The sequence below is a fragment of the Rhodoferax koreense genome (assembly GCF_001955695.1).
Lineage (GTDB): Bacteria > Pseudomonadota > Gammaproteobacteria > Burkholderiales > Burkholderiaceae_C > Rhodoferax_B > Rhodoferax_B koreensis.
Genome location: NZ_CP019236.1, coordinates 3531027 through 3553563 on the forward strand (window position 1 = coordinate 3531027; position 22537 = coordinate 3553563).

Here is a 22537-nt window from a genome sequence, read left to right on the forward strand (position 1 = left end):
CCCATGAAAAAATCGAAACTGGTGATGATCGGCAATGGCATGGCCGGTGTGCGCACCCTCGAAGAGCTGCTGAAGATCGCCCCCGAGCTCTACGACATCACCGTCTTCGGCGCCGAGCCACACCCCAACTACAACCGCATCATGCTGTCGCCGGTGCTGGCCGGCGAGCAGACGCTGGACGAGATCGTGCTGAATTCATGGGCCTGGTACGCCGAGCACCAGATCACGCTGCATGCGGGCAAGAAGGTCGTCGAAGTCGACCGCGTGAACCGCATCGTGCGCGCCGAGGACGGCACCGAAGCCGAATACGACCGCCTGCTGATGTGCACCGGCTCCAACGCCTTCATGCTGCCGGTACCGGGCAACCACCTCCGGGGCGTGATCGCCTACCGCGACATCGCCGACACCAACGAGATGATCGACACGGCCACCCGGTACAAGAACGCCGTGGTCATCGGCGGTGGACTGCTGGGCCTGGAGGCCGCCAACGGCCTGGCCCTGCGCGGCATGAAGGTGTCGGTGGTGCACAAGAACGATTGGCTCATGGAACGTCAGCTCGATGATGTCGCGGGCAGGCTGCTGCAACAGTCGCTGGAAGCGCGTGGGCTCCGCTTCCTGCTGGGCGCGCAGACCAAGGAACTCGTGGGCGGCCCGGAAGGCCGCGTCACGGCGATCCGCTTCGAGGACGGCCGCGAGATCCCGGCCGACCTGGTGGTGATGGCCGTGGGCATCCGCCCCAACACCGAACTGGCCGAGAAGATGCGGCTGCACGTCGACCGCGGTATCGTGGTCAACGACACCATGCAGACCGTGACCGACGCGCGCATCTACTCGGTGGGCGAATGCGCCGCGCACCGCGGCATCGCCTATGGCCTGGTGGCGCCGCTGTTCGAGCAGGCCAAGGTGGCGGCCAACCATCTCGCGCAATCCGGCATCGGCCGCTACGTCGGGTCGCAGACCTCCACCAAGCTCAAGGTCACCGGCATCGACCTGTTCAGCGCCGGCCAGTTCCAGGGTGGCGACGGCACGGAGGAAATCGTGATGAGCGACCCGTTCGGCGGCGTCTATAAGAAGCTGGTGCTGCGCGGCGACAAGCTGGTCGGCGCCTGCCTGTATGGCGACACGGTGGACGGCAGCTTCTACTTCAAGCTGCTGCGCGAAGGCCGCAACGTGGCCGACATCCGCGACAAGCTGATGTTCGGCGAGAACCATGTCGATGAACCGGAAGCGAACCAAGGATCCGAGGCGTGACGGAAACCAGATCCACCTGTCCCTACTGTGGCGTTGGCTGCGGCGTGGTCATCGAATCCACGGGTGACCAGATCACCGGCATGCGCGGCGACCCGGACCATCCGGCGAACTTCGGCCGGCTGTGTACCAAGGGGTCCACCCTGCACCTCACGGCAACGGCCGCGATCACACGCCAGACGCGGCTGCTGCAGCCGATGCAGCGCCTGCAACGCGGCCAGCCGCCGCAACCCGTGGCCTGGGACACGGCGCTGGACCTGGCCGCCGGCAAGTTCGCCCAGGTGGTGCGCGACCACGGCCCGGACGCCGTGGCCTTCTACATTTCGGGGCAGTTGCTCACCGAGGACTACTACGTCTTCAACAAACTCGCCAAGGGCCTGATCGGCACCAACAATGTCGACACCAATTCGCGGCTGTGCATGAGCAGCGCGGTGGCGGGCTACAAACGCACGCTGGGGGCGGACGCGCCGCCCGCGTGTTACGACGACCTGAACCACGCGCAATGCCTGTTCATCGCCGGCAGCAACACGGCGTGGGCGCACCCGATCCTGTTTCGCCGCATCGAGGACGCGCGCGCGGCCAATCCGCGCATGAAGGTCATCGTGGTCGACCCGCGCCGCACCGATACCGCTGGGACCGCCGATCTGCACCTGGCCATCCAGCCCGGCACCGACGTGATGCTGTTCAACGGCATGCTGCACATCATGCTGCTGGAGGGCTGGACGCAGCGCCAGTACATCCATGAACACACGAACGGTTTCGACGAACTCAAGGCCACGCTGCGCGACTGCACGCCGGACCGCGTGGCCGAGGTCTGCGGCATCGGCCGGGAGGAGCTCTTCACCGCGGCACGGTGGTTCGCCAACTCGGGTGCCACACTGAGCCTGTACTGCCAGGGCCTGAACCAGTCGAGCGCCGGCACCGACAAGAACGCCGCGCTGATCAACCTGCACCTGGCCACGGCGCAGATCGGCCAGCCGGGCATGGGCCCGTTTTCGCTCACCGGCCAGCCCAATGCCATGGGCGGACGCGAGGTCGGCGGCATGGCCAACCTGCTCAGCGGCCACCGCGACCTGGCCAATGCCGCGCACCGCGCCGAAGTGGCGGCGTTGTGGGGTGTGGCCGATGTGCCGTCCAAGCCCGGCAAGACCGCGGTGGACATGTTCCAGGCCGCGGCCGACGGCGAGATCAAGGCGCTGTGGATCGCCTGCACCAACCCCGCGCAGAGCCTGCCCGACCAGGCGCTGGTGCGCCGCGCGCTCGAACGCGCCGAGCTGGTGATCGTGCAGGAGGCCTTCTCCACCACGGCCACCTGCGACTACGCCGACCTGCTGCTGCCCGCCACGACCTGGGGCGAGAAGATCGGCACCGTGACCAATTCCGAGCGCCGCATCAGCCGTGTGCGCCCCGCCGTCGCCGCGCCGGGCGAAACGCGCCACGATTGGTCGATCGCCGTGGACTTCGCACGTCGCCTCGAAGCCCTGATGCCCGCGCGTGGCGCGGCCGCCAGCCTGTTCCCCTATCCCGACGCCGAATCCATCTGGAACGAGCACCGCGAGTCCACCCGCGGCCGCGACCTCGACATCACCGGCCTGAGCTACGCCATGCTGGATGAAAAGGGGCCGCAGCAGTGGCCGCTGCGCGAAGGCGAGGCGACTGGCCAGGCCCGGCTCTACGCGGACGGCGTATTCCCCACGGCCGACGGCCGCGCGCGTTTCGCCGACACACCCTACCGAGGCGTGGCCGAGCCGCGCGACGCGCGTTATCCCTTCGCGCTGACCACCGGCCGGCTGCGCGACCACTGGCACGGCATGAGCCGCACCGGCACCCTGGGCCGGCTGTTCGGCCACGTGGCCGAGCCGGCCGTGCAGCTGCATGCCCAGGCGATGGCCCGGCTCCAGCTGAAGGACGGGGACCTGGTGCACCTGACCTCGCGCCGCGGCTCCATCATGCTGCCAGCGCAGACGTCAACCGAGGTCGCGCCGACGCAGGCCTTCGTCGCCATGCACTGGGGAGAGGAATACCTGAGCGGCGTGAGCACCAGCGGTAAACGGCTCGGCGGCATCAACGCCGTCACCAACCCGGCGTATTGCCCGGTCTCCAAGCAGCCCGAACTCAAGCACACGGCGGTGAAGATCCTGAAGGCCGAACTGCCCTGGGCCCTGCTCGGCGTGGCCTGGCTGCCCGAAGACGATGCCTTGGCCGCGCGCGAGCAGTTGCGCGAGCTGATGGCGCTGTTTCCGTTCGCCACCTGCGTGCCTTTCGGCCGCGAGCGCACCGGCCTGCTGTTCCGCGCGGCGGGATACGAGGCCGCGCCCGACGCGGTGGTGGCGCGCATCGAAACCCTGCTCGGCCTGAGCGGCCCCGAAGTCCTGCGTTATGCCGACCGCAGGAAGGGCCAGCGCCGCGCCGTGCGGCTGCTGCGCACAGCCGAGCGCGCCGAAGTCGCAGGCTTCGTGCTCGCCGGCGACATCAGTGCGGAAGGCTGGATCAAGACGCTGCTGCAGGACCAGTTGCCGGCCCAGGCCTACGGCCGGCTGCTGCTGGTGCCGGGCGCGAAGGCGCCGGTGGCGTTGCAGGCGCGCGGCAAGCAGGTCTGCACCTGCTTCAACGTGACCGACATGGCCATCCAGGCACAAATCGCGTCGCAGTCGAACACGGTCGTCGACACAGAAGCGAAGTGCTTGGCGACGCTGCAGGCCGCGCTCCAATGCGGCACCAACTGCGGCTCCTGCCTGCCGGAGGTGCGCCGGCTGGTGCGCATGGCCATGCCCGCAAGGCAGCCGGCCTGAAAGCCGGGCCCAGACGAAGCCAAAAGCCATCTCATAACCAAAAGTCATCAGCCATACCCGACAATCGAGCCCCATGGGAATCAGCCAATACATCAAGGAAATCGGCCGCGGCAAGGAAGGCGCGCGCTCGCTGAGCCGCGATCAGGCGGCGGACCTGTTCGGCCAGGTGCTCGACGGCAGCGTGACCGACCTGGAGATCGGCGGCTTCTGCCTGGCCATGCGCATCAAGGGAGAAACCCCGACCGAGATGGCCGGCTTCCTCGACGCCACCGCGGCACGCATCGACGCCCTGCCCGCCTCGGACCGCCCGCTCGTGGTGCTGCCGAGCTACAACGGGGCGCGCAAGCTGCCGGTGCTCACGCCGCTGCTGGCCCTGCTGCTGGCGCGCGAGGGCCTGCCGGTGCTGCTGCACGGCACGGCCACCGAATCGCAACGCGTTTTTGTACCAAATGTGCTTACAGCGCTTGATCTTCCTGCGCTGTCTGCTATCAGAAAGGTAGCAAATGGCGAAGTCGCCTATGCGGCCACCGAACTGCTCTGCCCCGGCCTGAAACGCCTGCTCGATGTGCGCCGCGTGGTCGGCCTGCGCAACCCGGCACACAGCCTGGTCAAGCTGATGTCCCCCTGCGCCGGCGCCAGCCTGGTGGTCAGCAGCTACACGCATCCCGAATACGCGGTGTCGATGGGCGCCACGTTCTCGCTGATGAAGAGCCACGCGATGCTGCTGCGCGGCACCGAAGGCGAAGTGGTGGCCGATCCGCGCCGCCTGCCGCAGATGACCGGCTTCCTGGCCGGCGAGTCCACCGTGCTGCAGGAAGCCCAGGCCGGCCCCCTGGCCGCCGTGCCGGAACTGCCGAAGGACATCGACGCCGACACCACCGCGCGCTACATCCAGGACGTGCTGGCCGGCCGCAAACCGGTGCCCACGCCCATTGCCCGGCAGGTGGCGCTGCTGCTGCGCCTCACGAAACAGATCACCGCCCTCGAGGCCCAAACCGCATGAACGGCATGAACACACCTCCCGATGCATCCACCGCCAGCCTCGTCGCCGCAGCCGACAGGGCCTTTCCGAACGCACGGCCCTCCGGCAGCGCCAGCGGCCGCTGCACCCTGGTTGGCGCCGGCCCGGGCGATCCGGAACTGCTGACGATCAAGGCCCTGCGTGCGATCCAGGCCGCCACCGTGCTGCTGGTCGACGACCTGGTGAACGAGGACATCGTCAGCTTCGCCTCACCCACCGCACGCATCGTGCACGTGGGCAAACGCGGCGGTTGCAAATCCACGCCGCAGGCCTTCATCGAAAAACTCATGGTGATGGCCGCGCGCGAAGGCGAAACCGTGGTGCGGCTCAAGGGCGGCGACCCGTTCATCTTCGGCCGCGGCGGCGAAGAGGTGGAACACCTGCGCGCGGCCGGCATCGAGGTGGACGTGGTCAACGGCATCACCTCGGGCCTGGCGGCCGTGACCTCGGTCGGCGTGCCGCTGACACACCGCGAGCACGCCCACGGCGTGGTGTTCGTCACCGGCCACGCCAAGCCTGGCGACACCGGCACCGACTGGCGCGCGCTCGCCGCCACGGCCCACAGTGCCAAGCTGACGCTGGTGATCTACATGGGCGTGAGCGGCGTGCGGCACATCCAGGACGAGTTGTTGACCGGGCTGCCGGCCAGCACGCCCGTGGCCGTGGTGCAGAACGCCACGCTGGCCACCCAGCGCCAGGCGCTGACCAGCCTGGGCTCGCTCTGCGAGACCATCGCGCGCGAACGGCTGGGCAGCCCGTCGATCATGATCATCGGCGACGTGGTATGCGGCATGCAGGCCGTGCAGCAGCCCGAAACTGCCGCCGGAAGCGATCTGCGCGCGCAACGCAGCGCCTGAGCCGGGATCAGCCCGCGGCAGCGGTGTCCGCAGGCTTGCCTGCGGTTGTTGGCGCCGGCGTGTCGTCGTGCGGATCGACGACTTTTTCAGGCTCGGGCCGCTTCGGCCGCACGAAGGCCTTGCGGCCCAGATGCAGCGCCAGCAGGCCGAACGGCATGCGAATCCAGTGGGACCGCACATACAGCGCGAAACGGGCGGGCCAGGTGCCCAGGCTGCTGGTGCTGGCATGCGCCGGCCGCAAGGCGCGCGTGTAACAAGCATCCATCAGCGCCGCCACCCCGAATGCGGGCCGGCCCACGGTCGCCGCCTGCAGCACGGCTTCGGGCACCGGGGTTTCGAGCAGCAGCGTGGTGTAGCGCAACGCGTAATACAGCGGGCGCTGCAGGCCGAGGTGCAGTGCCCGGGGCACCAGGCCTTCCCAGAAACCGGGCGTGGCGCCGAAATGGCGCAGCAGGCTGTCCAGGTCGAACAGGTCGCGCAGGCCGTTGTCGAGTTCGCCCTCGTGGAACAGGTGGGTGGCACTGTGCAGCAACATGTCCCAGGGCTGCAGCACGTCGACGTGCGCCGCGCCCGGCAGCGGCACGATGCCTTCGAACAGCGCCGGCGTGTTGACCTGGATGCGCGCCGTCTCGGGCAGGATCGCATGGTGCACGTCGAGCGAGGTGCCGCGGCGGATGTGCGTCAGCGGCGGAATCTCGTGCATCCACTGGCGGTAATAGCGCTGGTCGTACTCGTCCTGTTTCGCGCTCTGCCAGCCGTGCGCCATGAGCCAACTCTCCACGTCGGCCAACTTGGTCTTGGGCACAATGATGTCGATGTCGGAGAAGGTCCGCCCCGCAGCCGCGGGCAGGCCGGCCATCACGTAGGCCGCGCCCTTGAGCAGCACGGTGCGCACCTTGGCGTCGGCAAGTTCGCGACGCAGGCATTCGACCTCCCACTGCACCGACACGATCTGCCGGTCCGACAACAGCTTGTCGGCCAGCAGGTGCAGGCGTGGACGCGGGGGCACGGCATCGATCAGGCCGGCATCGCCGAGCCGGTAGGCCAGCCGCGCCAATAGGTTGGCCCGGCGCCCCTGGCGGATCAACAGATCCCACTCGAGCGGCGACAAACCGGTGACCGATGCGGGCGCCAGCAACGCGCGCAGGATGAGATCCCGCTGGATCGGCCTACGCGGCTGGCTCATGCCGCACCGCCTTGCCGCAATGCTTCGAAGGCGCGCTCTGCGTCCTCGAGTCGGCTGTAGGTGAATTGGAAACACCCGGCTTGGTCGATCAGTTGCCCGATGGCGTCGAAGCCGCGCCGGCCGTGGAGGTGGTAATTGAAGGACTGCTCGGCCAGCAGCATGAAGCTTTGCGCACGGCTGTGCGGCGCCATGACGGGTGCGGCATCACGTTGGTATTTGGGCAGCACCACCCAATGGGGCCGCGCGGGCTCGCGCACGCGCAGCACGCTCTCGACCGGTGGACGGACGAGCGCCACCGTGCCCTTGCTGGTATTGGGCACCGGCACGGTGAGGCATGCGTCGGGCGCGAAGGTGCGGATCACGTCGATCGATCGGTTCTTGAGGTTGATCGGCCGAGCCATGCCGTAGATCAGGCCATTGTCGATGTCGTACAAGGCCAGTTCGTCGGACAACAGCCGCCAGCCTTTCATCACCAGGCCGGCGCACAGCGTGCTCTTGCCCGAGCCGGGTGGCGCCGGGAACACAGCGGCCTTGCCGTCTTTTTCGATGACGGCGGCATGGAAGATCAGGTATTGGTGGCTGGTCGAAGTCACGCACCAGTTGAGTCCCCATTCCAGCCCGGCGAAGGCCTGGCCCGGCGACAGGGGAATGAAGAACGGCCGGCCATCGAGATAGAACACGGCTTCGGGCTTGAACCCGCTGCGCAAAGGCGCCTCACGCGCGATCTCGACATGGAAATCGGCGAAGGTATCAGGCGGCAAGACCGGGAAATCGGCGTACATCAGCGCCAGGTCGTGCGCCAGCGTGGGCAGATTCGACTTGAGCCGCGCGACGAAAGGATGCAGATCGAGCAGCAGGCTACCGCGACGCAACGCGCCGCTCAACTCAGCCTGCGTAAGTTCGGAAATTTTCAAAGAGATTTGGAAACAACGAGACCGGCGTCCTGCAATTGCAGCAGCGTCGTCTTAATGTACTCGACGATGGCCGGCCCGTCCTGCTCGTCGAACCGAGCGGCCAGCACTTCAGCGATTTCGGCTGGTGTGCGTGGCGAGGACTCTAGAAGTTGAAGGACTTCCATGCCCAGTAATTCGACCAGATGGGTGCTTCCGGAGGCCGCGTCATAAACGACCGCATGGTCTTCATCGGGCCATTCACGGTAGACGTGCTCACCCGAACCTGCTCTCGACCACAGCGACATGGCTGCGTTCAAACAAGGGGCTCGTTCGCAAACGCCACCGCCGCGCGGCCCGGACTCAAGGCTTGGCGATGTAGTTGCCGCGCAGGTAGGTCAGAATCTGGGTCTTGTCCCAAGGTGCACCGCCGCCCGCGGGGGTGTAGGTACCGCTGGCCATGAGCGGCAGCTGGTTCTGACCGCGCACCACGATACAGGTGTTCATCTGGTTTGCTGAACTCGGGAAGAAGTAGTTCAGTTGCGCCGTGATGATGGCTTTCGTGAAATCGTCGGCCGTCGTGAGCACCGTGACCACCGGCGTGGAGCCGCTCACGCCTGGCGGCAGCACGATACCGAGGTTGCTGACCAGCGCAGACATGGTGACGTATTTGTACTTGTCCGCGTCTGCCACGGAACTGTCGATACCGTAGTAGATGTTCGAGCGAATCGACTTGAGCTGGACCCACGGGGCCGCGGTGAATCCAGTGTTGGAACGCGCCGTGTTGGTCGCCCAGTTGGTCACTGTCCAGGTTTCGTCGGTATAGAACTTCTGGCCCGGGTTGGCGGCCTGGCTTTTGGTCAGGTTGCCGGTCATGTTCGAACCCCAGGCCGATGGCGCGCGGCAGCTCCAGGCCATGGCAGGGCTGCTTGCAAGGGTAGCGACGACGGGGACACCGGCTGCACCGAGTTTGATCAGGCGGCGGCGTGAAGGCAAACGCACGGACGGCTGCGTTGCGTTGGTCTCTTCCAACATCTTTTCTTCACCCACGTTTTCGTTCTTTTCGTTCATACGAGCCTTTTTTCAAACCATTTCAACAGCCACTGACTCTACCCGATGCATTTCGGTCGTCGATGGCATAAGTCACACAATACGCAAAAGCGCAATGCCGCTTCAGCAGCTAAGTAGCATAAATTGTGCCGTACCCCGTTACCGCGAATAACCCATTGATTCGTAATGGATTTTCTCGATTTTCCGCATTTCATTGGACAACCTGGCGCGAGTTTGTAAATTTCCTCGACAAAAGCGCGGACACGCCCCGTTAAACTCTCGGCCGCAACCCCTCCCATCCGATGAATGACTTCCTGACCGCCGCGTTCTACAAGTTCGTGGAATTGCCTGGTTTTGCCGAGTTCAAGCCCCGCGTGATGGCGGTGTGCGCAGAAAACGGCGTGTTGGGCAATATCCTGCTTGCCGAGGAAGGCATCAACGGCACCATTGCCGGCCCTGTGCAGGGGGTGCGGCATGTGCTGGCCTGGCTGCGCAGCCATGCGGCATTCGACGATCTCCAGCACAAGGAGGCCCACGCGAGCCACGCGCCGTTCTACCGGATGAAGGTGCGGCTGAAACGCGAAATCGTGTCCATGGGCGTGCCAGAAGTGCGGCCCGGTCTGATGGCCGGGCAGTACGTGAAGCCCGAGGACTGGAACCGCCTGCTCGACGACCCGGATGTGGTGGTCGTCGATGTGCGCAACGATTACGAAGTCGGCATCGGCAGTTTCGAAGGCGCGCTCAATCCGCACACACAGCGCTTCACCGAACTTCCGCAATGGGTGCGCCAGGCCTCGGCGCCGGGCCAGCCGCTCGCCGGCAAGCCCAAGGTGGCGATGTTCTGCACCGGAGGCATCCGCTGCGAAAAGTCGACGGCGCTGCTGCGTGCCCAGGGTTTCGAGGAGGTCTACCACCTTGAAGGCGGCATCCTCAAGTACCTGGAAACCGTGCCCGAGAATGAGAGCCGCTGGCACGGCCAGTGTTTCGTGTTCGACGAACGGGTCTCGGTGGGCCATGGTCTGGTACCCGGCGATCTCGAGTTGTGCCGTTCCTGTCGCCATCCGCTCGGTGACGAAGATCGCGCCTCACCCCACTTCGTGCGCGGCGTGAGTTGCGCGCGCTGCCACGACAGCCGCAGCGAAGCCGAAAAACGCAATCTTTTGGAGCGCGAACGCCAGGTGGCGCTGGCGCGGGAACGCCAACAGGCCCATATCGGCGCCCGCCAGGCCCCGCCGAACCCGCGAACTTGAACATGGCGGCGTTGCCGGTGCTGTATTCGTTTCGCCGTTGCCCGTATGCGATGCGTGCGCGGTTGGCGCTGCGCGTCAGCGGCCAGGTCTGCGAGTTGCGCGAGGTGGTGCTGCGCGACAAACCCGCCGAACTACGGCTGGTTTCCGCCAAGGCCACGGTGCCGGTACTTGTGGATGCGGACGGCTCGGTCCTCGAGCAGAGCCTGGACATCATGCGCTGGGCGCTGACACGCCACGATCCCGAGGATTGGCTGGTGCCGCCGCTGGGCAACCTGGACGACATGCTGGCCCTGATCGAGCAGATCGACGGCCCGTTCAAGTTTCACCTCGACCGCTACAAGTACCCGCAGCGCTATCCGGAGACCGGTGTGTCGCATCGGGAAGCGGCTGCCGCCATCCTGGCGCCGCTGCAAGCCCGGCTGAGCCAGACCACGCATCTGTTCGGCAGCCGACCCGCGCTGGCCGACATGGCGATCGCGCCGTTCGTACGGCAGTTCGCGCATGTCGATGCCGACTGGTTCTCGGCACAAGCCTGGCCGGAACTCCAGGCCTGGCTGTCGGCGTTCGAAGCTTCCGATCTGCTGGCCGGCGTGATGCACAAGTACCCAGCCTGGCGTGCCGGCACACCCGGCATCCGCTTCGGCTAAAGCGCCAGCCGCGCCCGCGCCTCGAAGTATTCGCGCTGGAGCTGGGCCACGAGGTCGGCCGTGCTCTGCACCTTGTCGATGGCGCCGATGCCTTGGCCGCAACCCCAGATGTCCTTCCAGGCCTTGCGTGCGTCGCCGCCGAAATTCATCTTGGTCGGGTCGCTTTCGGGCAGCGCGTCCGGGTCCAGCCCGGCCGCGCGGATCGATGGTGCGAGGTAGTTGCCGTGCACGCCGGTGAACAGATTGCTGTAGACGATGTCGTCGGAGTTTCCGTCGACGACGGCCTGCTTGTACGCGTCGCTCGCACGGGCTTCGAAGGTGGCGATGAAGGCCGAGCCGATGTAGGCGAAGTCGGCGCCCATCGCCTGCGCAGCCAGCACCGCCCCACCCGTGGCGATGGCCCCGCTCAGCGCCACCGGGCCGTCGAACCATTGCCGGATCTCCTGGATCAGTGCAAACGGGCTCTTCACGCCGGCATGCCCACCCGCGCCCGCGGCCACGGCGATCAGGCCGTCAGCGCCCTTCTCGATCGCCTTCTTGGCAAACTTGTTGTTGATGATGTCGTGCAGCACCACGCCGCCGTAACTGTGCGCCGCGGCGTTGATGTCCTCGCGCGCGCCGAGCGAGGTGATGAGGATCGGCACCTTGTACTTCACGCACAGCGCCATGTCGTGCTCCAGCCGGTCGTTGGACTTGTGCACGATCTGGTTGATGGCGAAGGGCGCCGCCGGCCGATCCGGGTGCGCCTGGTTGTAGGCCGCCAGGGTTTCGGTGATCTCGGCCAGCCAGTCCTCGAGCTGCTCGGCCGGCCGCGCGTTCAATGCCGGCATGGCGCCCACCACGCCGGCAATGCATTGCGCGATCACCAGTTTGGGATTGCTGATGATGAACAGCGGCGAGCCGATGATGGGCAGCGGCAGATGGCTCAGGACGGGGGGAAGTCTGGACATGCGGTCTCCGGAAGGTGATCGTGCGATCTTAGGAAGAATCAGGCTGCAACGCCTGTCTACGGCGCGACAGTCGCTATCCCTTTGATAGCGACTCTGTACCTCAAAAGGCTTCCAGCGCCAGCGCGGTCACGCTGTCCGCGCCCTCGACGATGCTGTTGCGCAGGCCTGGGGCCTTGCTCAACAGATGATCGGCGTAGAAGCGCGCGGTGACGATCTTCGCCTGCATGAAAGCCGCATCCTCTCCCTTGGCCAGACAACTCTCCGCCGCGAGCAGAGCGCGGCCCATCTGCCAGCCGGCCACGAGGTTGCCCGCGAGCATCAGGTAGGGCACGCTGCCGGCATACACGGCGTTCGGACAGGTGCGGCTACCGGCCACCACGAAGTCCACCGCGTCCAGGAAGGCTTCACGCGCGGCCTGCAGCCTCTGCGCCACGGCCAGCGCATGGTCGCCACCCTGGGCCCGCAGATCCGCTTCGGCGGCGGCCACCTGCTGGGCGATCGCCCTCGCCGTCTGGCCACCATCGCGCGCGGTCTTGCGGCCGACGAGGTCGTTCGCCTGGATGGCGGTCGTGCCTTCGTAGATCGCCAGGATCTTCGCGTCGCGCAGGTACTGCGCCGCACCGGTTTCCTCGATGAAGCCCATGCCACCGTGCACCTGCACGCCGAGCGAGGCCACTTCCAGGCTCATTTCGGTGCTGTAGCCCTTGATCAACGGCACGAGGAATTCGTAGAACGCCTGGTTCTGCCTGCGCACTTCGGCATCCGTGTGGTGGTGCGAGGCATCGTAGGCCGCGGCGGCCACCGTGGCCATGGCGCGGCAACCCTCGCTGTAGGCGCGCATGGTCATCAGCATGCGCCGCACGTCGGGATGGTGGATGATCGGCGCGCTGGCCGCGATGGAGCCATCCACCGGCCGGCTCTGCACGCGGTCCTTCGCGAACTGCACGGCCTTCTGGTACGCGCGCTCGGCAAGTGCGATGCCCTGCACGCCCACGGCGTATCGCGCGGCGTTCATCATGATGAACATGTACTCCAGGCCGCGGTTTTCCTGACCGACGAGAAAGCCGGTGGCGCCACCTTGGTCGCCGTACTGCAGCACCGCCGTCGGCGAGGCCTTGATGCCCAGCTTGTGCTCGATGCTCACGCAGTGCACGTCGTTGCGCGCACCCAGGCTGCCGTCGGAATTCACCAGGAACTTGGGCACGACGAACAGGCTGATGCCCTTCACCCCCTCGGGTGCCCCGACCACCCGCGCGAGCACCAGGTGCACGATGTTCTCGGCCATGTCGTGTTCACCGTAGGTGATGAAGATCTTGGTGCCGAAGACCTTGTAGCGGCCATCGGCCTGCGGCTCGGCGCGGCTCCTCACCATGGCCAGGTCGCTGCCGGCCTGCGGCTCGGTAAGGTTCATCGTGCCGGTCCACTGGCCGCTGACCAGTTTCTCCAGGTAGACAGCCTTGAGTTCGTCCGAGCCCGCAGTCAGCAGTGCCTCGATGGCGCCATCGCTGAGCAGCGGGCACAGCGCGAAACTCATGTTGGCGCTGTTGCACATCTCGATGCAGGCCGCACCAATGGTCTTGGGCAGGCCCTGGCCGCCAAACTCCACGGGATGCTGCAGCCCCTGCCAGCCGCCTTCGGCGAATTGGCGGAACGCCTGCTTGAAACCGGGCGTGGTCGTGACCTCGCCGTCCTTGAAGCTCGAGGGGTTGCGGTCGCCTTCCCAGTTCAGCGGGGCCAGCACCCCTTCGTTGAACTTGGCCGCTTCCTCGAGCACCGCCTGCGCCGTATCGAAACCTGCGTCCTCGAAGCCGGGCAGACGCGCCACCGCGTCGATGTCCGCCAGATGGCGGATGTTGAACAGCATGTCTTTCAGCGGGGCGGTGTAGCTCATGGCTTGTCTCTCGCGGTTTTTCTGGGTTTGGGGTCAAAAAAAGGGCACCGCACGCGATGCCCTTGTCCATCAGCTCACAAGCCGACTCAGAGCGCGGCGACGAGTTCGGGCACGGCCGTGAACAGATCGGCCTCCAGGCCATAGTCGGCCACGCTGAAGATCGGCGCTTCCGGGTCCTTGTTGATGGCCACGATGACCTTGCTGTCCTTCATGCCGGCCAGATGCTGGATCGCACCCGAAATGCCGGCGGCGATGTAGAGCTGCGGCGCCACGATCTTGCCGGTCTGGCCCACCTGCCAATCGTTCGGTGCGTAGCCGGCATCGACCGCGGCGCGCGATGCACCGAGCGCGGCACCGAGCTTGTCGGCCAGCGGCGTCATGACCTCGTTGAACTTCTCGGCACTGCCCAGCGCCCGGCCACCGGAGACGATGATCTTGGCGGCGGTGAGTTCGGGGCGGTCGTTCTTGGCGATCTCGCTGCCAACGAAGCTGGACTTGCCCGCATCGGCCACGGCACTGACGGTTTCCACCGCGGCAGATCCACCGCTGGCCGCCGCCGGATCGAAGCCGGTGGTGCGCACGGTGATGACCTTGGTGGCGTCGCTGCTCTGCACGGTGGCAATGGCGTTGCCAGCGTAGATCGGGCGCTCGAAGGTGTCGGCGCTGTCGATCTTGGTCACGTCGGAAATCTGGGCCACGTCGAGCTTGGCCGCCACGCGCGGGGCGATGTTCTTGCCGGATGCGGTGGCGGGGAACAGAAGATGGCTGTAGTTCGAGGCGATGGCCAGCACCTGCGCGGCGACGTTTTCGGCCAAGCCGTGTTCGAAGCCCGGCGCGTCGGCATGGATGACCTTGCTCACACCGGCGATGTGTGCGGCGGCGGCGGCGGCCGCACCGGCATTGGCGCCGGCCACCAGCACATGCACATCGCCACCGCACTGGGCGGCGGCGGTCACGGTATTGAGCGTGGCGCCCTTGATCGAGGCGTTGTCGTGTTCAGCGATTACGAGTGCGGTCATGTCAGATCACCTTGGCTTCGGTTTTCAGTTTGGATACGAGGGTTGCGACATCGGGAACCTTGATGCCGGCGCTGCGCTTGGGCGGCTCGCTGACCTTCAGGGTCTTCAGGCGCGGCTTCACGTCGACGCCCAGGTCTTCGGGCTTGAAGATGTCGATCTGCTTCTTCTTGGCCTTCATGATGTTTGGCAGCGTGACGTAGCGCGGCTCGTTCAGGCGCAGGTCGGTGGTGACCACGGCCGGCAGGCTGAAGCTGATGGTTTCCAGGCCGCCATCCACCTCGCGGGTGACGGTGGCCTTGTTGTCGGCCACTTCCACCTTGCTGGCGAACGTGGCCTGCGGCAGATCGGCGAGTGCGGCCAGCATCTGGCCGGTCTGGTTGCTGTCGTCGTCGATGGCCTGCTTGCCGAGGATGACCAGGCCGGGCTGTTCCTTGTCGAACAGGGCCTTGAGGAGCTTGGCCACGGCCAGCGGTTGCAGCTCTTCGGTGGTCTCGACCAGGATGGCGCGGTCGGCGCCGATGGCCATGGCCGTGCGCAGGGTTTCCTGGCACTGCGTGACGCCGCAGGAGACGGCGATGACTTCGGTCACGACGCCCTTTTCCTTCAGGCGGACGGCCTCTTCGACGGCGATCTCGTCGAAGGGGTTCATGCTCATCTTGACATTGGCGATGTCCACGCCGGTGTTGTCGGACTTCACGCGCACCTTGACGTTGTAGTCAACCACGCGTTTGACGGCGACCAGGACTTTCATGAGTTTGGCTCCAGAGAGTTATTGAATTTGACTGAGACGTACCACGGCAGATTCTATGCCGCAGCTCTCCGGCGACTTGGCCATCACCCCGCTATCGCCGGATGATCAGCCATAAAAAAGAACGGTCGTGCTATTTCAAACGATTATAGAGGGAGGCTTTTCCGTTGGCCTGTCGCGCGGGCGATGGCGGTCAATTGGATTGGCAAATTGAATTGCGCGCCGCGCGCTTTGGCAGTGACCAACGTTTTCTTTGGCGATACAGCCACAACCAATGGTTCTTCTTCGCGCAGCAGATCGGCTTCCTGGTGACCAGCCTGATCGGGATCCGGGTGTGGATCATCGATCCGTTGCTGGGCCGGCTGTTTCGGGAGCCCGCATGAGCAAGCTCGCCCGTGACAACCGCAATGCCGACCTGGCGCGCATTCACATCGGCGTGGCCGCCCTGCAATGGTCCGATGACGACTACCACGCCATTCTTCACGCCAAGACCGGTGTCACATCGGCTAGCAAGCTCGACGCGGCCGGCCGCAAGACCTTCCTCGCGCACCTGGCCGCATGTGGCTGGAAGCCTGCCAAGAAGCCATTCAGCCAGGCCGACAAGATCAACTGGTACTGGCAGCAGCTGGTGAAGGCGGGCGGTGTGAAGGACGGCTCCAAGGCCGCAATGATGGCCTTTGTGGGGCGCACCGCCGGCATGGGTGTCGCCGACCTGAAGTTCCTGCCCACCAAGCAGGCTTCGACGGTGATCGAGGCCCTGAAGGCCTGGCACAAGCGCGCCACGGCGAAAGGCACCGCATCGTGAGCGAATGGGCCGATCTGTCGACCGAGCTGCTGCCCCAGGTGCTGCAGGACTTCGTGCGCCTGATCGGCCTGCCCGCCACCATGCGGGTGGTCGAGCGCCACGGTGGCCGGCGCTTGTACATTCCCCTCAACGCGACGCCGAGTCATCATCTGGCACAACTGATCGGCGTCGACAAACTGGCCCAGCTCAGTGCGGTGTACGGGCGCGAGGACCACTTCGACATTCCCAAGGCCGTGGTCGCGCTGCGCCACCTTCGCGACCAGCGCATCCGCTCGGAGATCGGCCCGAAGTCGGCCAGCAAACTCGCCGCCGAGCACCATCTGACCGAGCGCCAAATCTGGAACACTGTCGGCCGCGCGGCTGACGTGAATCGCGATCAGGTCAGCCTGTTCGAGTGACTTTTCCACCGCTCAAGGTGCCTGATACGATGGCAGCTTTCGGCCAAGAGCCGTCATTCGGTTGCACAAGCCAACGACTAAATCGAAAACATGGACCGGATGGAGCGAGCAATTGCCAAGATTCTTCGACCTAAGCTAGTCGAACACGGCTTCGAGCTTTCGAAAAAATGGGACTGCTTCGTTCGGAAGCGAGATTACGGTGAGGACTCCTTCGTGGTTGTAAACCAAGGCACCGCAAGGGGAGCCGGGAAGTTCTACGAAATCAATTGCTTCGCCCATGTACGTCATGAGAAGGTCGAACTACTTTGGAACACGTTGGGGATGGTTTACGGCGAGGACCAGTTGCACACATGGACCTTGCTCTACAAACCCAGGGAGCAAAATTTACCCCCCATGACGGTGTCGCCGACTTCGGTCGAAATAGACGTCCAGAAAGTTGCGGGTCAGTTAGTGGAGCTTCTTGACCATTCGGAGAAGGTTTTTTATCCGCGCTTCGCTGACCTCAAGGAGGTCGAGGAATGGATAAATAAGAAGCCTTTGGCCGATACGAACCCGACCGCTGGTGGCCCAATTGAGCATCTAACCATGAGGGCTTTGATACTTGCAAAGCTCGTGAACCCTCCCCGGTACGCTGTGGTTAGGGAGGCATTTCTGGCTCTGGATAAGGGCATGTTTCCGCGCGAAAAGCGGATGGCAATGCTACAAACTGTAGACGGAATGAGTCTCTGAACGACAGCTATCGAGCATTCTGCAAGCCCGCTTTGGGCCCTGTGCCGCCTGATACGATGCCCGGATTCGGCCAAAAGCAGTCAGTTAAAACTAGCTCCAGATGCAAGATTACATTCAACTCGTCGGCCTTGCCCTGCAGAAAATGTGCCCTGTCGATGCGCGTAAGTTGCTTCTCTACGCAGAGGTAGAAGACGGCGTCACCGGCCTTTCCGTGCTTTTTTCAGATGCCGGAGGGAAAGTCAATTTCCGATTTGCGTCAGAAGAGCTAAAAACCTTGACGTACGAGTTTTGGGAGACCGGTGCAGATAAGGTGCCTGCCCGTTCATGGCGTGGCCTGGAATACGGGCTTGTTGGGTCGCAGCTTTCAGTCCATTTTTCTTACCCCGAGCAGTTGGACCCGGAAGAGGACCAATCCGACCGCAGGCCACGCGTGGTTGCAAAACACTTTCCTAGCGCGGCTGTGGACTACTCTCGGCCCAACGGCTAGATTCGGCCAACAGCAGACATTGCTTTCGCTCAGCTAATTCATGAAATACAACGACTCTCAGCCAGCCTTGGCCTCAAACGATTGCTTGTCCTCAAGGTCGCTGTTTAACTTGTTGCTGCGCCGCAGTCGAGCGGTAGGAACATTTTCCCTGGCGTCCGCGGTGGTTTTTTCAATGGCTTCAAGCATTGCGTCAGCCCAGCAAGCCGATGTGCCAGATTTCGAGCGGCTAGTTCGAGCATCCCAATACCTTGAGAGCTACAAAGCTTCCGCCGAAGTGTCATCGCGCGTCTTTGGAGCTCGCAAGCAAGGAAGTGACGAGGAGTACGCCAGATTTATGGGATTCGTCGCAACTACGGAACTCGGCGATGCGACTCCATGCATTGCTCGGGCAATGGCGAACCAAGGTTTAGCAGGCGAAGACGTTGCCGAACTCACTGCTTTTTTTGAGTCTTCGCTCGGAGTGAGATTTTTGGCGTCTGGCAAGCAGCTTATGAAGGACACCTTTGAACAAGGGCGGGCCTTGTCGCCGTCTTATGAAAGCTTCACCGACTCGGAAAAATCTCAGTTGCGAGAAGCTGTTCAGAGGCCTTCATTCGGAAAGTACAACGCGATGGCGCGGCGACAAAGCTATGGCATGGCACTCCTTGACTGCATTAAAGCTTCGGTGTCGAAACAACATCCCGGTGAGAAATTCTGAGTCGCTGCAATTGAGGACTCACCAATGTCTGCTTTGGGGAAATGCCGACCGGCAGCTTTGGGCCCGAAGCGGTCTTCCGACGCGCTCCATACCGGACCTTGCTCGACCCCGATAATCGACGCATGAATCACTGGAAAGATGTGCTCGCGAGCCTGTCCGATGCCGGGCACTTTCTAGCTCACTGGCATCTTCATTCCGGCATGGCGTTCTACATGTACGTGCCCAGGAGGATGGACATCGGCCCGGAAACGGTCAAGGCTGGTTCCGATGTGCGCTTCGAGGAAATAGCGCGTCTGGACATCATGCGTTCCGTGCGCCTTGGAGGCTTGGACGCAACGAATGACATCGACGCGTGCCGACGTGCCGCTGCTTCGATTCGTGAAGTAGCCGTGGAAGAAGTCGAGGGTGGAATTCAGCTGAGCCTGCGCGGAGCCGAAGTCCGGTAGTGGCCGAAAGGGGTCATCGTATCAGCGTCAACTTACGGCCGAAAGTGGCCGGCGGTCGCCACCCGATCGAGCGCCAAATCTCGAGTATTGTCGGCCGCGCCCCTGACGTAAGCCGTGACCAGGTCAACCTATTCGACTGGCTTTTCCAGCCCCGTCGATCACTGTAACTGCCGGCCTTGCGCTGCCCGAGAAGCGTCCGACTTTAACCAGCCAATGTGTCCGAGATAGCGTCCGAGTTCACGGAACTCGGACGTTGAAGCCTGTCGGCCGCTGCGTACGTAACCTCATGACAGCATTGGCTTTTTCGAACTCGGACGCGAGATCCCGTCCGAGTTCCCAACGTCCGAGTTCCAGCCCCGATCAAGACCACAGCGAAGCCTCCGTCACAAGCCTTTTGCGCGCTGCGCTGCAAGCTGTTTTCCCAATGAAAACTGGCCTCTAGGCCCGTTGAATCACTCGCACCCACCACCGGCCCACTTCGGCCCGTTCCGTGCCCATACTGGCCGTTTCGCTGCCCTGGATGTCCCATTCCGTGCCAAAACCACCGTCAGCCCCGAAACACCCCAAATCGCCCGGAAACCCGCGCCAAATCTAGCGACCGAAATTTTTCCCTCCCGCATCCGTCATGTCAAAACGGTCACCTCCCCACATTGAATTGCGCGCCGCGCGCTTTGGCAGTGACCAACGTTTTCTTTGGCGATACAGCCACAACCATTGGTTCTTCTTCGCGCAGCAGATCGGCTTCCTGGTGACCAGCCTGATCGGGATCTGGGTGTGGATCATCGATCCGTTGCTTGACCGGCTGTTTCAGGAGCCCGCATGAGCAAGCTCGCCCGCGACAATCGCAACGCCGACCTGGCGCGCATCCACATCGGCGTCGCCGCCCTGGGTTGGTCCGACGACGACTACCGCGTCATCCTGCAGGCCAGGACGGGCGTCACGTCGGCCAGCCAGCTCGACGCCGCTGGCCGCAAGGCCTTTCTTGCCCACCTGGAAACCAGCGGCTGGAAGCCTGCCAAGAAGCCCTTCAGCCAGGCCGACAAGATCGACTGGTACTGGCAGCAGCTGGTGAAGGCAGGCGGCGTGAAGGACGGCTCGAAGGCCGCAATGATGGCTTTCGTGGGGCGCACCGCCGGCATGGGTGTCGCCGACCTGAAGTTCCTGCCCACCAAGCAGGCTTCGGCGGTGATTGAGGCCCTGAAGGCCTGGCACAAGCGCGCCACGGTGAAAGGCGCCGCATCGTGAGCGAATGGGCCGATCTGTCGACCGAGCTGCTGCCCCAGGTGCTGCAGGACTTCGTGCGCCTGGTCGGCCTGCCCGCCACCATGCAGCTGGTCGAGCATCACGGTGGCCGGCGCTTGTACATCCCGCTCAATGCGACGCCGAATCATCATCTTGCGCAACTGATCGGCGTCGACAAACTGGCCCAGCTCAGTGCGGTGTACGGGCGCGAGGACCACTTCGACATTCCCAAGGCCGTGGTCGCGCTGCGCCACCTTCGCGACCAGCGCATCCGCTCGGAGATCGGCCCGAAGTCGGCCAGCAAACTCGCCGCCGAGCACCATCTGACGGAGCGCCAAATCTGGAACATTGTCGGCCGCGCGGCTGACGTGAATCGCGATCAGGTCAGCCTGTTCGAGTGACTTTTCCAGCGCTCAAGGTGCCTGATACGATGGTAGCTTTCGGCCAGAAGCAGACAGTCGGTACGTCGGCATTAGGGCGGGCTGCTTTTCATCGGCATCTGTGCAGCCAGTTGTTTTTGATTGGACGGAGCCACTCCGCCGATGCGGTCGAGCGAAACCTCGTTTGTCCCGGGGTCAATGCTTTGCAAGTTGGTCGCCTCAACCACGCCTTGAACGCATAGGCGTGCGATTCGGATGAATTGTCCATGGCGTTCCCACGTGGGCAGCCCTCGGTTTGACTCGACCGAAGGCCGCGTAGCTTTTGGCCAACCTGCCGGCTACCCATGCGCTGGGCATTTCAACCGGCACGAGGGTCAGAGCGCAGGATGCAGGTCACGAACCCGGCTCACGCCCTCAAGCAGCGAGGCCACGTGCAGAATGGTCGACTCCGCCAGCCAACTCCCCACCAGTTGCACGTTGATAGGCATGCCCTCTTTGCTCGTACCGAAGCGCATCGAGATGCCTGGCAGACCTGTGACGTTCAGGGGGACGGTTGCACCTTGAAGGTACGTGGCATCGACCTTGTGCCCATCGATGACGAACTCGGCGATCCCGTGCTTGTGGGCGGGAATCGGAAGGACGTGCGTGAGCAGTACGTCGAAACTCTTGAAATACTCGGCGTAGCCGTCACGGATGCGCTCTGCGCCCTGTTCGGCGTCGATGAAGTCCGTCATCGAGGTATCCGGCAGACTCAGCATGGTCTTGGCCATCTTGTAGATTTCGTCGTCATGACGACCGGCCGTGGCTTCTGCGAACGCAGCCTTCATTTCCATCACGTGCAGACGGTTGAAGACATCGAGGGCGAAGTCTTTCTCCAGAGCCGGGATGCCGACTTCCTCGACGTGGATGCCCAGCCCCTTGAGCGCGTCTGCGGCGGCGGACACGGTCGCGCGCACCTCTGGGTCGACCGGGCCGAAGCCGGGGCCGGTCATCCAGCCAACGCGCAGATGCCGGCCGGGCTGGCGGCCGATACCAGCATCGAACTGCACCGTGCTCGTGGCGAAGGCATCCTTGCCGTCCGGGCCGGCGAGCTGCGAGAAGGCCAGCGCCAAGTCACGAATGCTGCGTGCCATAGGACCGACGTGCCAGAAGCGGCGTGGGACGCGGGGCCAGATGCCAGTCATCGGCACACGACCGTGTGTGGCCTTCAGCGACACGATACCGGTCTGAGCGGCTGGACCGCGCACGGAGATGGCCAAGTCAGTGCCCAGGCCTATCGGCGACATGCCCGCGGCGATGGCTGCTGATTCACCGCCGCTGGAGCCTCCAGGCGTCTTGGTCAGGTCCCAAGGGTTGTTCGAGCGGCCCGACAGCAGGTTGTCGCTCTCTATCCAGTAGGAAAACTCAGGGAGGTTCGTCTTGGCCAGCAGGATGCCACCCGCTTTCTTCATGCGCGCCACGCTCTCGGCGTCGGCATCGGGCGTACGGCCCCTGAAGATGGGCGAGCCCCGCTGCGTGAGCACGCCGGCAGTATCGATGGAGTCCTTTGCTGTGAACGGGACGCCGTGCAGCGGGCCGAGCTCTTTGCCCGCTTTAACGTCGGCGTCCGCCTGCTCTGCGGCTTCGAGCGCGCCGTCTGCGAGAGTCACGATTGCGTTCACCTTGGGGTCTACCGCTTTGATGCGGTCGAGGTGCGCCGCGACGACTTCCACGGAGGAAATTTCGCGGGTACGGATGAGTTCAGCCAGCTTGGTGGCGTCGAGGAAAGTGAGGTCTTGAGCCATGATGAAAGTCCTTTCAGATT

General features: G+C 64.2%; 24 protein-coding genes and 1 pseudogene. 16 read left to right on the forward strand and 9 right to left on the reverse strand.

Annotation, left to right across the window (positions count from 1 at the left end; translation table 11 throughout):
- Positions 1-3: 3 nt before the first annotated feature.
- From RD110_RS16385 to cobA, 4 genes and pseudogenes are all read left to right on the forward strand, one after another.
- Positions 4-1221 (forward strand): annotated as a pseudogene (locus tag RD110_RS16385) (NAD(P)/FAD-dependent oxidoreductase); the annotation flags it as partial.
- A gap of 26 nt (positions 1222-1247) precedes the next feature.
- Complete coding sequence (locus tag RD110_RS16390; protein ID WP_076200459.1) at positions 1248-4040, forward strand: nitrate reductase; 2793 nt, start codon at positions 1248-1250, stop codon at positions 4038-4040.
- 73 nt (positions 4041-4113) lie between these two features.
- The gene (gene ybiB, locus RD110_RS16395) at positions 4114-5043 is read left to right on the forward strand and encodes a DNA-binding protein YbiB (protein ID WP_076200460.1); all 930 of its coding nucleotides are present in this window, start codon (positions 4114-4116) and stop codon (positions 5041-5043) included.
- Between the two features lie 5 nt (positions 5044-5048).
- Positions 5049-5918: a uroporphyrinogen-III C-methyltransferase gene (gene cobA / locus RD110_RS16400; RefSeq protein WP_076205133.1), complete on the forward strand. Its 870-nt coding sequence runs from the start codon at positions 5049-5051 to the stop codon at positions 5916-5918.
- A gap of 7 nt (positions 5919-5925) precedes the next feature.
- On the opposite strand, the gene RD110_RS16405 is transcribed toward cobA, so the two are convergent.
- The 4 genes from RD110_RS16405 to RD110_RS16420 are packed head-to-tail and all read right to left on the reverse strand — an operon-like array spanning position 5926 to position 8912.
- Entirely contained in the window at positions 5926-7104 is a 1179-nt protein-coding gene (locus RD110_RS16405; protein WP_076200461.1) for a nucleotidyltransferase domain-containing protein, read from the reverse strand.
- Positions 7101-8018, reverse strand: coding sequence for an HprK-related kinase A (locus tag RD110_RS16410; protein ID WP_076200462.1), 918 nt, complete (start codon positions 8016-8018; stop codon positions 7101-7103). The genes RD110_RS16405 and RD110_RS16410 overlap by 4 nt, the downstream gene beginning before the upstream one ends.
- Entirely contained in the window at positions 8015-8314 is a 300-nt protein-coding gene (locus RD110_RS16415) for an HPr-rel-A system PqqD family peptide chaperone (protein ID WP_157900214.1), read from the reverse strand. The genes RD110_RS16410 and RD110_RS16415 overlap by 4 nt, the downstream gene beginning before the upstream one ends.
- A gap of 43 nt (positions 8315-8357) precedes the next feature.
- Positions 8358-8912, reverse strand: a complete 555-nt coding sequence (locus RD110_RS16420) for a hypothetical protein (protein WP_157900215.1) — start codon at positions 8910-8912, stop codon at positions 8358-8360.
- Between the two features lie 434 nt (positions 8913-9346).
- Here RD110_RS16420 and trhO point away from each other — a divergent pair, with 434 nt between their 5' ends.
- Both trhO and RD110_RS16430 read left to right on the forward strand, forming a co-directional pair.
- A complete protein-coding gene (gene trhO, locus RD110_RS16425; RefSeq protein ID WP_076200465.1) occupies positions 9347-10294 on the forward strand; it encodes an oxygen-dependent tRNA uridine(34) hydroxylase TrhO in 948 nt (315 codons plus the stop codon).
- A gap of 2 nt (positions 10295-10296) precedes the next feature.
- Positions 10297-10941 carry a glutathione S-transferase gene (locus RD110_RS16430; protein ID WP_076200466.1) on the forward strand — a complete coding sequence of 215 codons (645 nt, stop codon included), beginning with the start codon at positions 10297-10299 and terminating at the stop codon, positions 10939-10941.
- On the opposite strand, the gene RD110_RS16435 is transcribed toward RD110_RS16430, so the two are convergent.
- From RD110_RS16435 to RD110_RS16450, 4 genes are all read right to left on the reverse strand, one after another.
- Positions 10938-11891 carry an NAD(P)H-dependent flavin oxidoreductase gene (locus RD110_RS16435; RefSeq protein ID WP_076200467.1) on the reverse strand — a complete coding sequence of 318 codons (954 nt, stop codon included), beginning with the start codon at positions 11889-11891 and terminating at the stop codon, positions 10938-10940. The genes RD110_RS16430 and RD110_RS16435 overlap by 4 nt on opposite strands.
- Positions 11892-11991: 100 nt before the next feature.
- Positions 11992-13782: an acyl-CoA dehydrogenase gene (locus RD110_RS16440; RefSeq protein ID WP_076200468.1), complete on the reverse strand. Its 1791-nt coding sequence runs from the start codon at positions 13780-13782 to the stop codon at positions 11992-11994.
- Positions 13783-13868: 86 nt separating this feature from the next.
- Positions 13869-14801 carry an electron transfer flavoprotein subunit alpha/FixB family protein gene (locus tag RD110_RS16445; protein ID WP_076200469.1) on the reverse strand — a complete coding sequence of 311 codons (933 nt, stop codon included), beginning with the start codon at positions 14799-14801 and terminating at the stop codon, positions 13869-13871.
- Position 14802: 1 nt separating this feature from the next.
- Complete coding sequence (locus tag RD110_RS16450) at positions 14803-15552, reverse strand: electron transfer flavoprotein subunit beta/FixA family protein (protein WP_076200470.1); 750 nt, start codon at positions 15550-15552, stop codon at positions 14803-14805.
- A gap of 164 nt (positions 15553-15716) precedes the next feature.
- Between RD110_RS16450 and RD110_RS16455 the strand changes: the two genes are divergently transcribed.
- From RD110_RS16455 to RD110_RS16490, 10 genes are all read left to right on the forward strand, one after another.
- Positions 15717-15932: a hypothetical protein gene (locus RD110_RS16455; RefSeq protein WP_157900216.1), complete on the forward strand. Its 216-nt coding sequence runs from the start codon at positions 15717-15719 to the stop codon at positions 15930-15932.
- Positions 15929-16354, forward strand: a complete 426-nt coding sequence (locus RD110_RS16460; RefSeq protein WP_076200472.1) for a regulatory protein GemA — start codon at positions 15929-15931, stop codon at positions 16352-16354. Before RD110_RS16455 ends, RD110_RS16460 begins: the two co-directional genes overlap by 4 nt.
- Complete coding sequence (locus RD110_RS16465; RefSeq protein ID WP_083686314.1) at positions 16351-16752, forward strand: Mor transcription activator family protein; 402 nt, start codon at positions 16351-16353, stop codon at positions 16750-16752. The genes RD110_RS16460 and RD110_RS16465 overlap by 4 nt, the downstream gene beginning before the upstream one ends.
- Before the next feature lie 90 nt (positions 16753-16842).
- On the forward strand, positions 16843-17481 hold the full coding sequence (locus tag RD110_RS16470) for a hypothetical protein (protein WP_076200473.1): 639 nt from the start codon (positions 16843-16845) through the stop codon (positions 17479-17481).
- Positions 17482-17581: 100 nt separating this feature from the next.
- Positions 17582-17968, forward strand: a complete 387-nt coding sequence (locus RD110_RS16475; RefSeq protein ID WP_076200474.1) for a hypothetical protein — start codon at positions 17582-17584, stop codon at positions 17966-17968.
- A gap of 40 nt (positions 17969-18008) precedes the next feature.
- The gene (locus tag RD110_RS28050) at positions 18009-18665 is read left to right on the forward strand and encodes a hypothetical protein (protein ID WP_157900217.1); all 657 of its coding nucleotides are present in this window, start codon (positions 18009-18011) and stop codon (positions 18663-18665) included.
- Positions 18666-18787: 122 nt separating this feature from the next.
- Entirely contained in the window at positions 18788-19111 is a 324-nt protein-coding gene (locus tag RD110_RS16480; RefSeq protein WP_157900218.1) for a hypothetical protein, read from the forward strand.
- A 655-nt stretch (positions 19112-19766) separates the two neighbouring features.
- Positions 19767-19934: a hypothetical protein gene (locus tag RD110_RS28055; protein ID WP_162277364.1), complete on the forward strand. Its 168-nt coding sequence runs from the start codon at positions 19767-19769 to the stop codon at positions 19932-19934.
- Positions 19931-20356: a regulatory protein GemA gene (locus RD110_RS16485; RefSeq protein WP_076200476.1), complete on the forward strand. Its 426-nt coding sequence runs from the start codon at positions 19931-19933 to the stop codon at positions 20354-20356. Before RD110_RS28055 ends, RD110_RS16485 begins: the two co-directional genes overlap by 4 nt.
- On the forward strand, positions 20353-20754 hold the full coding sequence (locus tag RD110_RS16490; RefSeq protein WP_239467050.1) for a Mor transcription activator family protein: 402 nt from the start codon (positions 20353-20355) through the stop codon (positions 20752-20754). The genes RD110_RS16485 and RD110_RS16490 overlap by 4 nt, the downstream gene beginning before the upstream one ends.
- Before the next feature lie 353 nt (positions 20755-21107).
- On the opposite strand, the gene RD110_RS16495 is transcribed toward RD110_RS16490, so the two are convergent.
- Positions 21108-22517 (reverse strand): amidase, encoded by a 1410-nt coding sequence (locus tag RD110_RS16495; protein ID WP_076200478.1) that lies wholly within the window; start codon positions 22515-22517, stop codon positions 21108-21110.
- Positions 22518-22537 lie beyond the last annotated feature (20 nt).

Excerpts from the sequence above, each read along its gene's own strand:
- ybiB (WP_076200460.1), top strand. The coding sequence starts at position 4,114 with ATGGGAATCAGCCAATACATCAAGGAAATCGGCCGCGGCAAGGAAGGC.
- cobA (WP_076205133.1), top strand. The coding sequence starts at position 5,049 with ATGAACACACCTCCCGATGCATCCACCGCCAGCCTCGTCGCCGCAGCC.
- RD110_RS16405 (WP_076200461.1), bottom strand. The coding sequence starts at position 7,104 with ATGAGCCAGCCGCGTAGGCCGATCCAGCGGGATCTCATCCTGCGCGCG.
- RD110_RS16420 (WP_157900215.1), bottom strand. The coding sequence starts at position 8,912 with ATGGCCTGGAGCTGCCGCGCGCCATCGGCCTGGGGTTCGAACATGACC.
- trhO (WP_076200465.1), top strand. The coding sequence starts at position 9,347 with ATGAATGACTTCCTGACCGCCGCGTTCTACAAGTTCGTGGAATTGCCT.
- RD110_RS16430 (WP_076200466.1), top strand. The coding sequence starts at position 10,297 with ATGGCGGCGTTGCCGGTGCTGTATTCGTTTCGCCGTTGCCCGTATGCG.
- RD110_RS16435 (WP_076200467.1), bottom strand. The coding sequence starts at position 11,891 with ATGTCCAGACTTCCCCCCGTCCTGAGCCATCTGCCGCTGCCCATCATC.
- RD110_RS16440 (WP_076200468.1), bottom strand. The coding sequence starts at position 13,782 with ATGAGCTACACCGCCCCGCTGAAAGACATGCTGTTCAACATCCGCCAT.
- RD110_RS16445 (WP_076200469.1), bottom strand. The coding sequence starts at position 14,801 with ATGACCGCACTCGTAATCGCTGAACACGACAACGCCTCGATCAAGGGC.
- RD110_RS16450 (WP_076200470.1), bottom strand. The coding sequence starts at position 15,552 with ATGAAAGTCCTGGTCGCCGTCAAACGCGTGGTTGACTACAACGTCAAG.
- RD110_RS16460 (WP_076200472.1), top strand. The coding sequence starts at position 15,929 with ATGAGCAAGCTCGCCCGTGACAACCGCAATGCCGACCTGGCGCGCATT.
- RD110_RS16470 (WP_076200473.1), top strand. The coding sequence starts at position 16,843 with ATGGACCGGATGGAGCGAGCAATTGCCAAGATTCTTCGACCTAAGCTA.
- RD110_RS16475 (WP_076200474.1), top strand. The coding sequence starts at position 17,582 with ATGCAAGATTACATTCAACTCGTCGGCCTTGCCCTGCAGAAAATGTGC.
- RD110_RS28050 (WP_157900217.1), top strand. The coding sequence starts at position 18,009 with ATGAAATACAACGACTCTCAGCCAGCCTTGGCCTCAAACGATTGCTTG.
- RD110_RS16480 (WP_157900218.1), top strand. The coding sequence starts at position 18,788 with ATGAATCACTGGAAAGATGTGCTCGCGAGCCTGTCCGATGCCGGGCAC.
- RD110_RS16485 (WP_076200476.1), top strand. The coding sequence starts at position 19,931 with ATGAGCAAGCTCGCCCGCGACAATCGCAACGCCGACCTGGCGCGCATC.
- RD110_RS16495 (WP_076200478.1), bottom strand. The coding sequence starts at position 22,517 with ATGGCTCAAGACCTCACTTTCCTCGACGCCACCAAGCTGGCTGAACTC.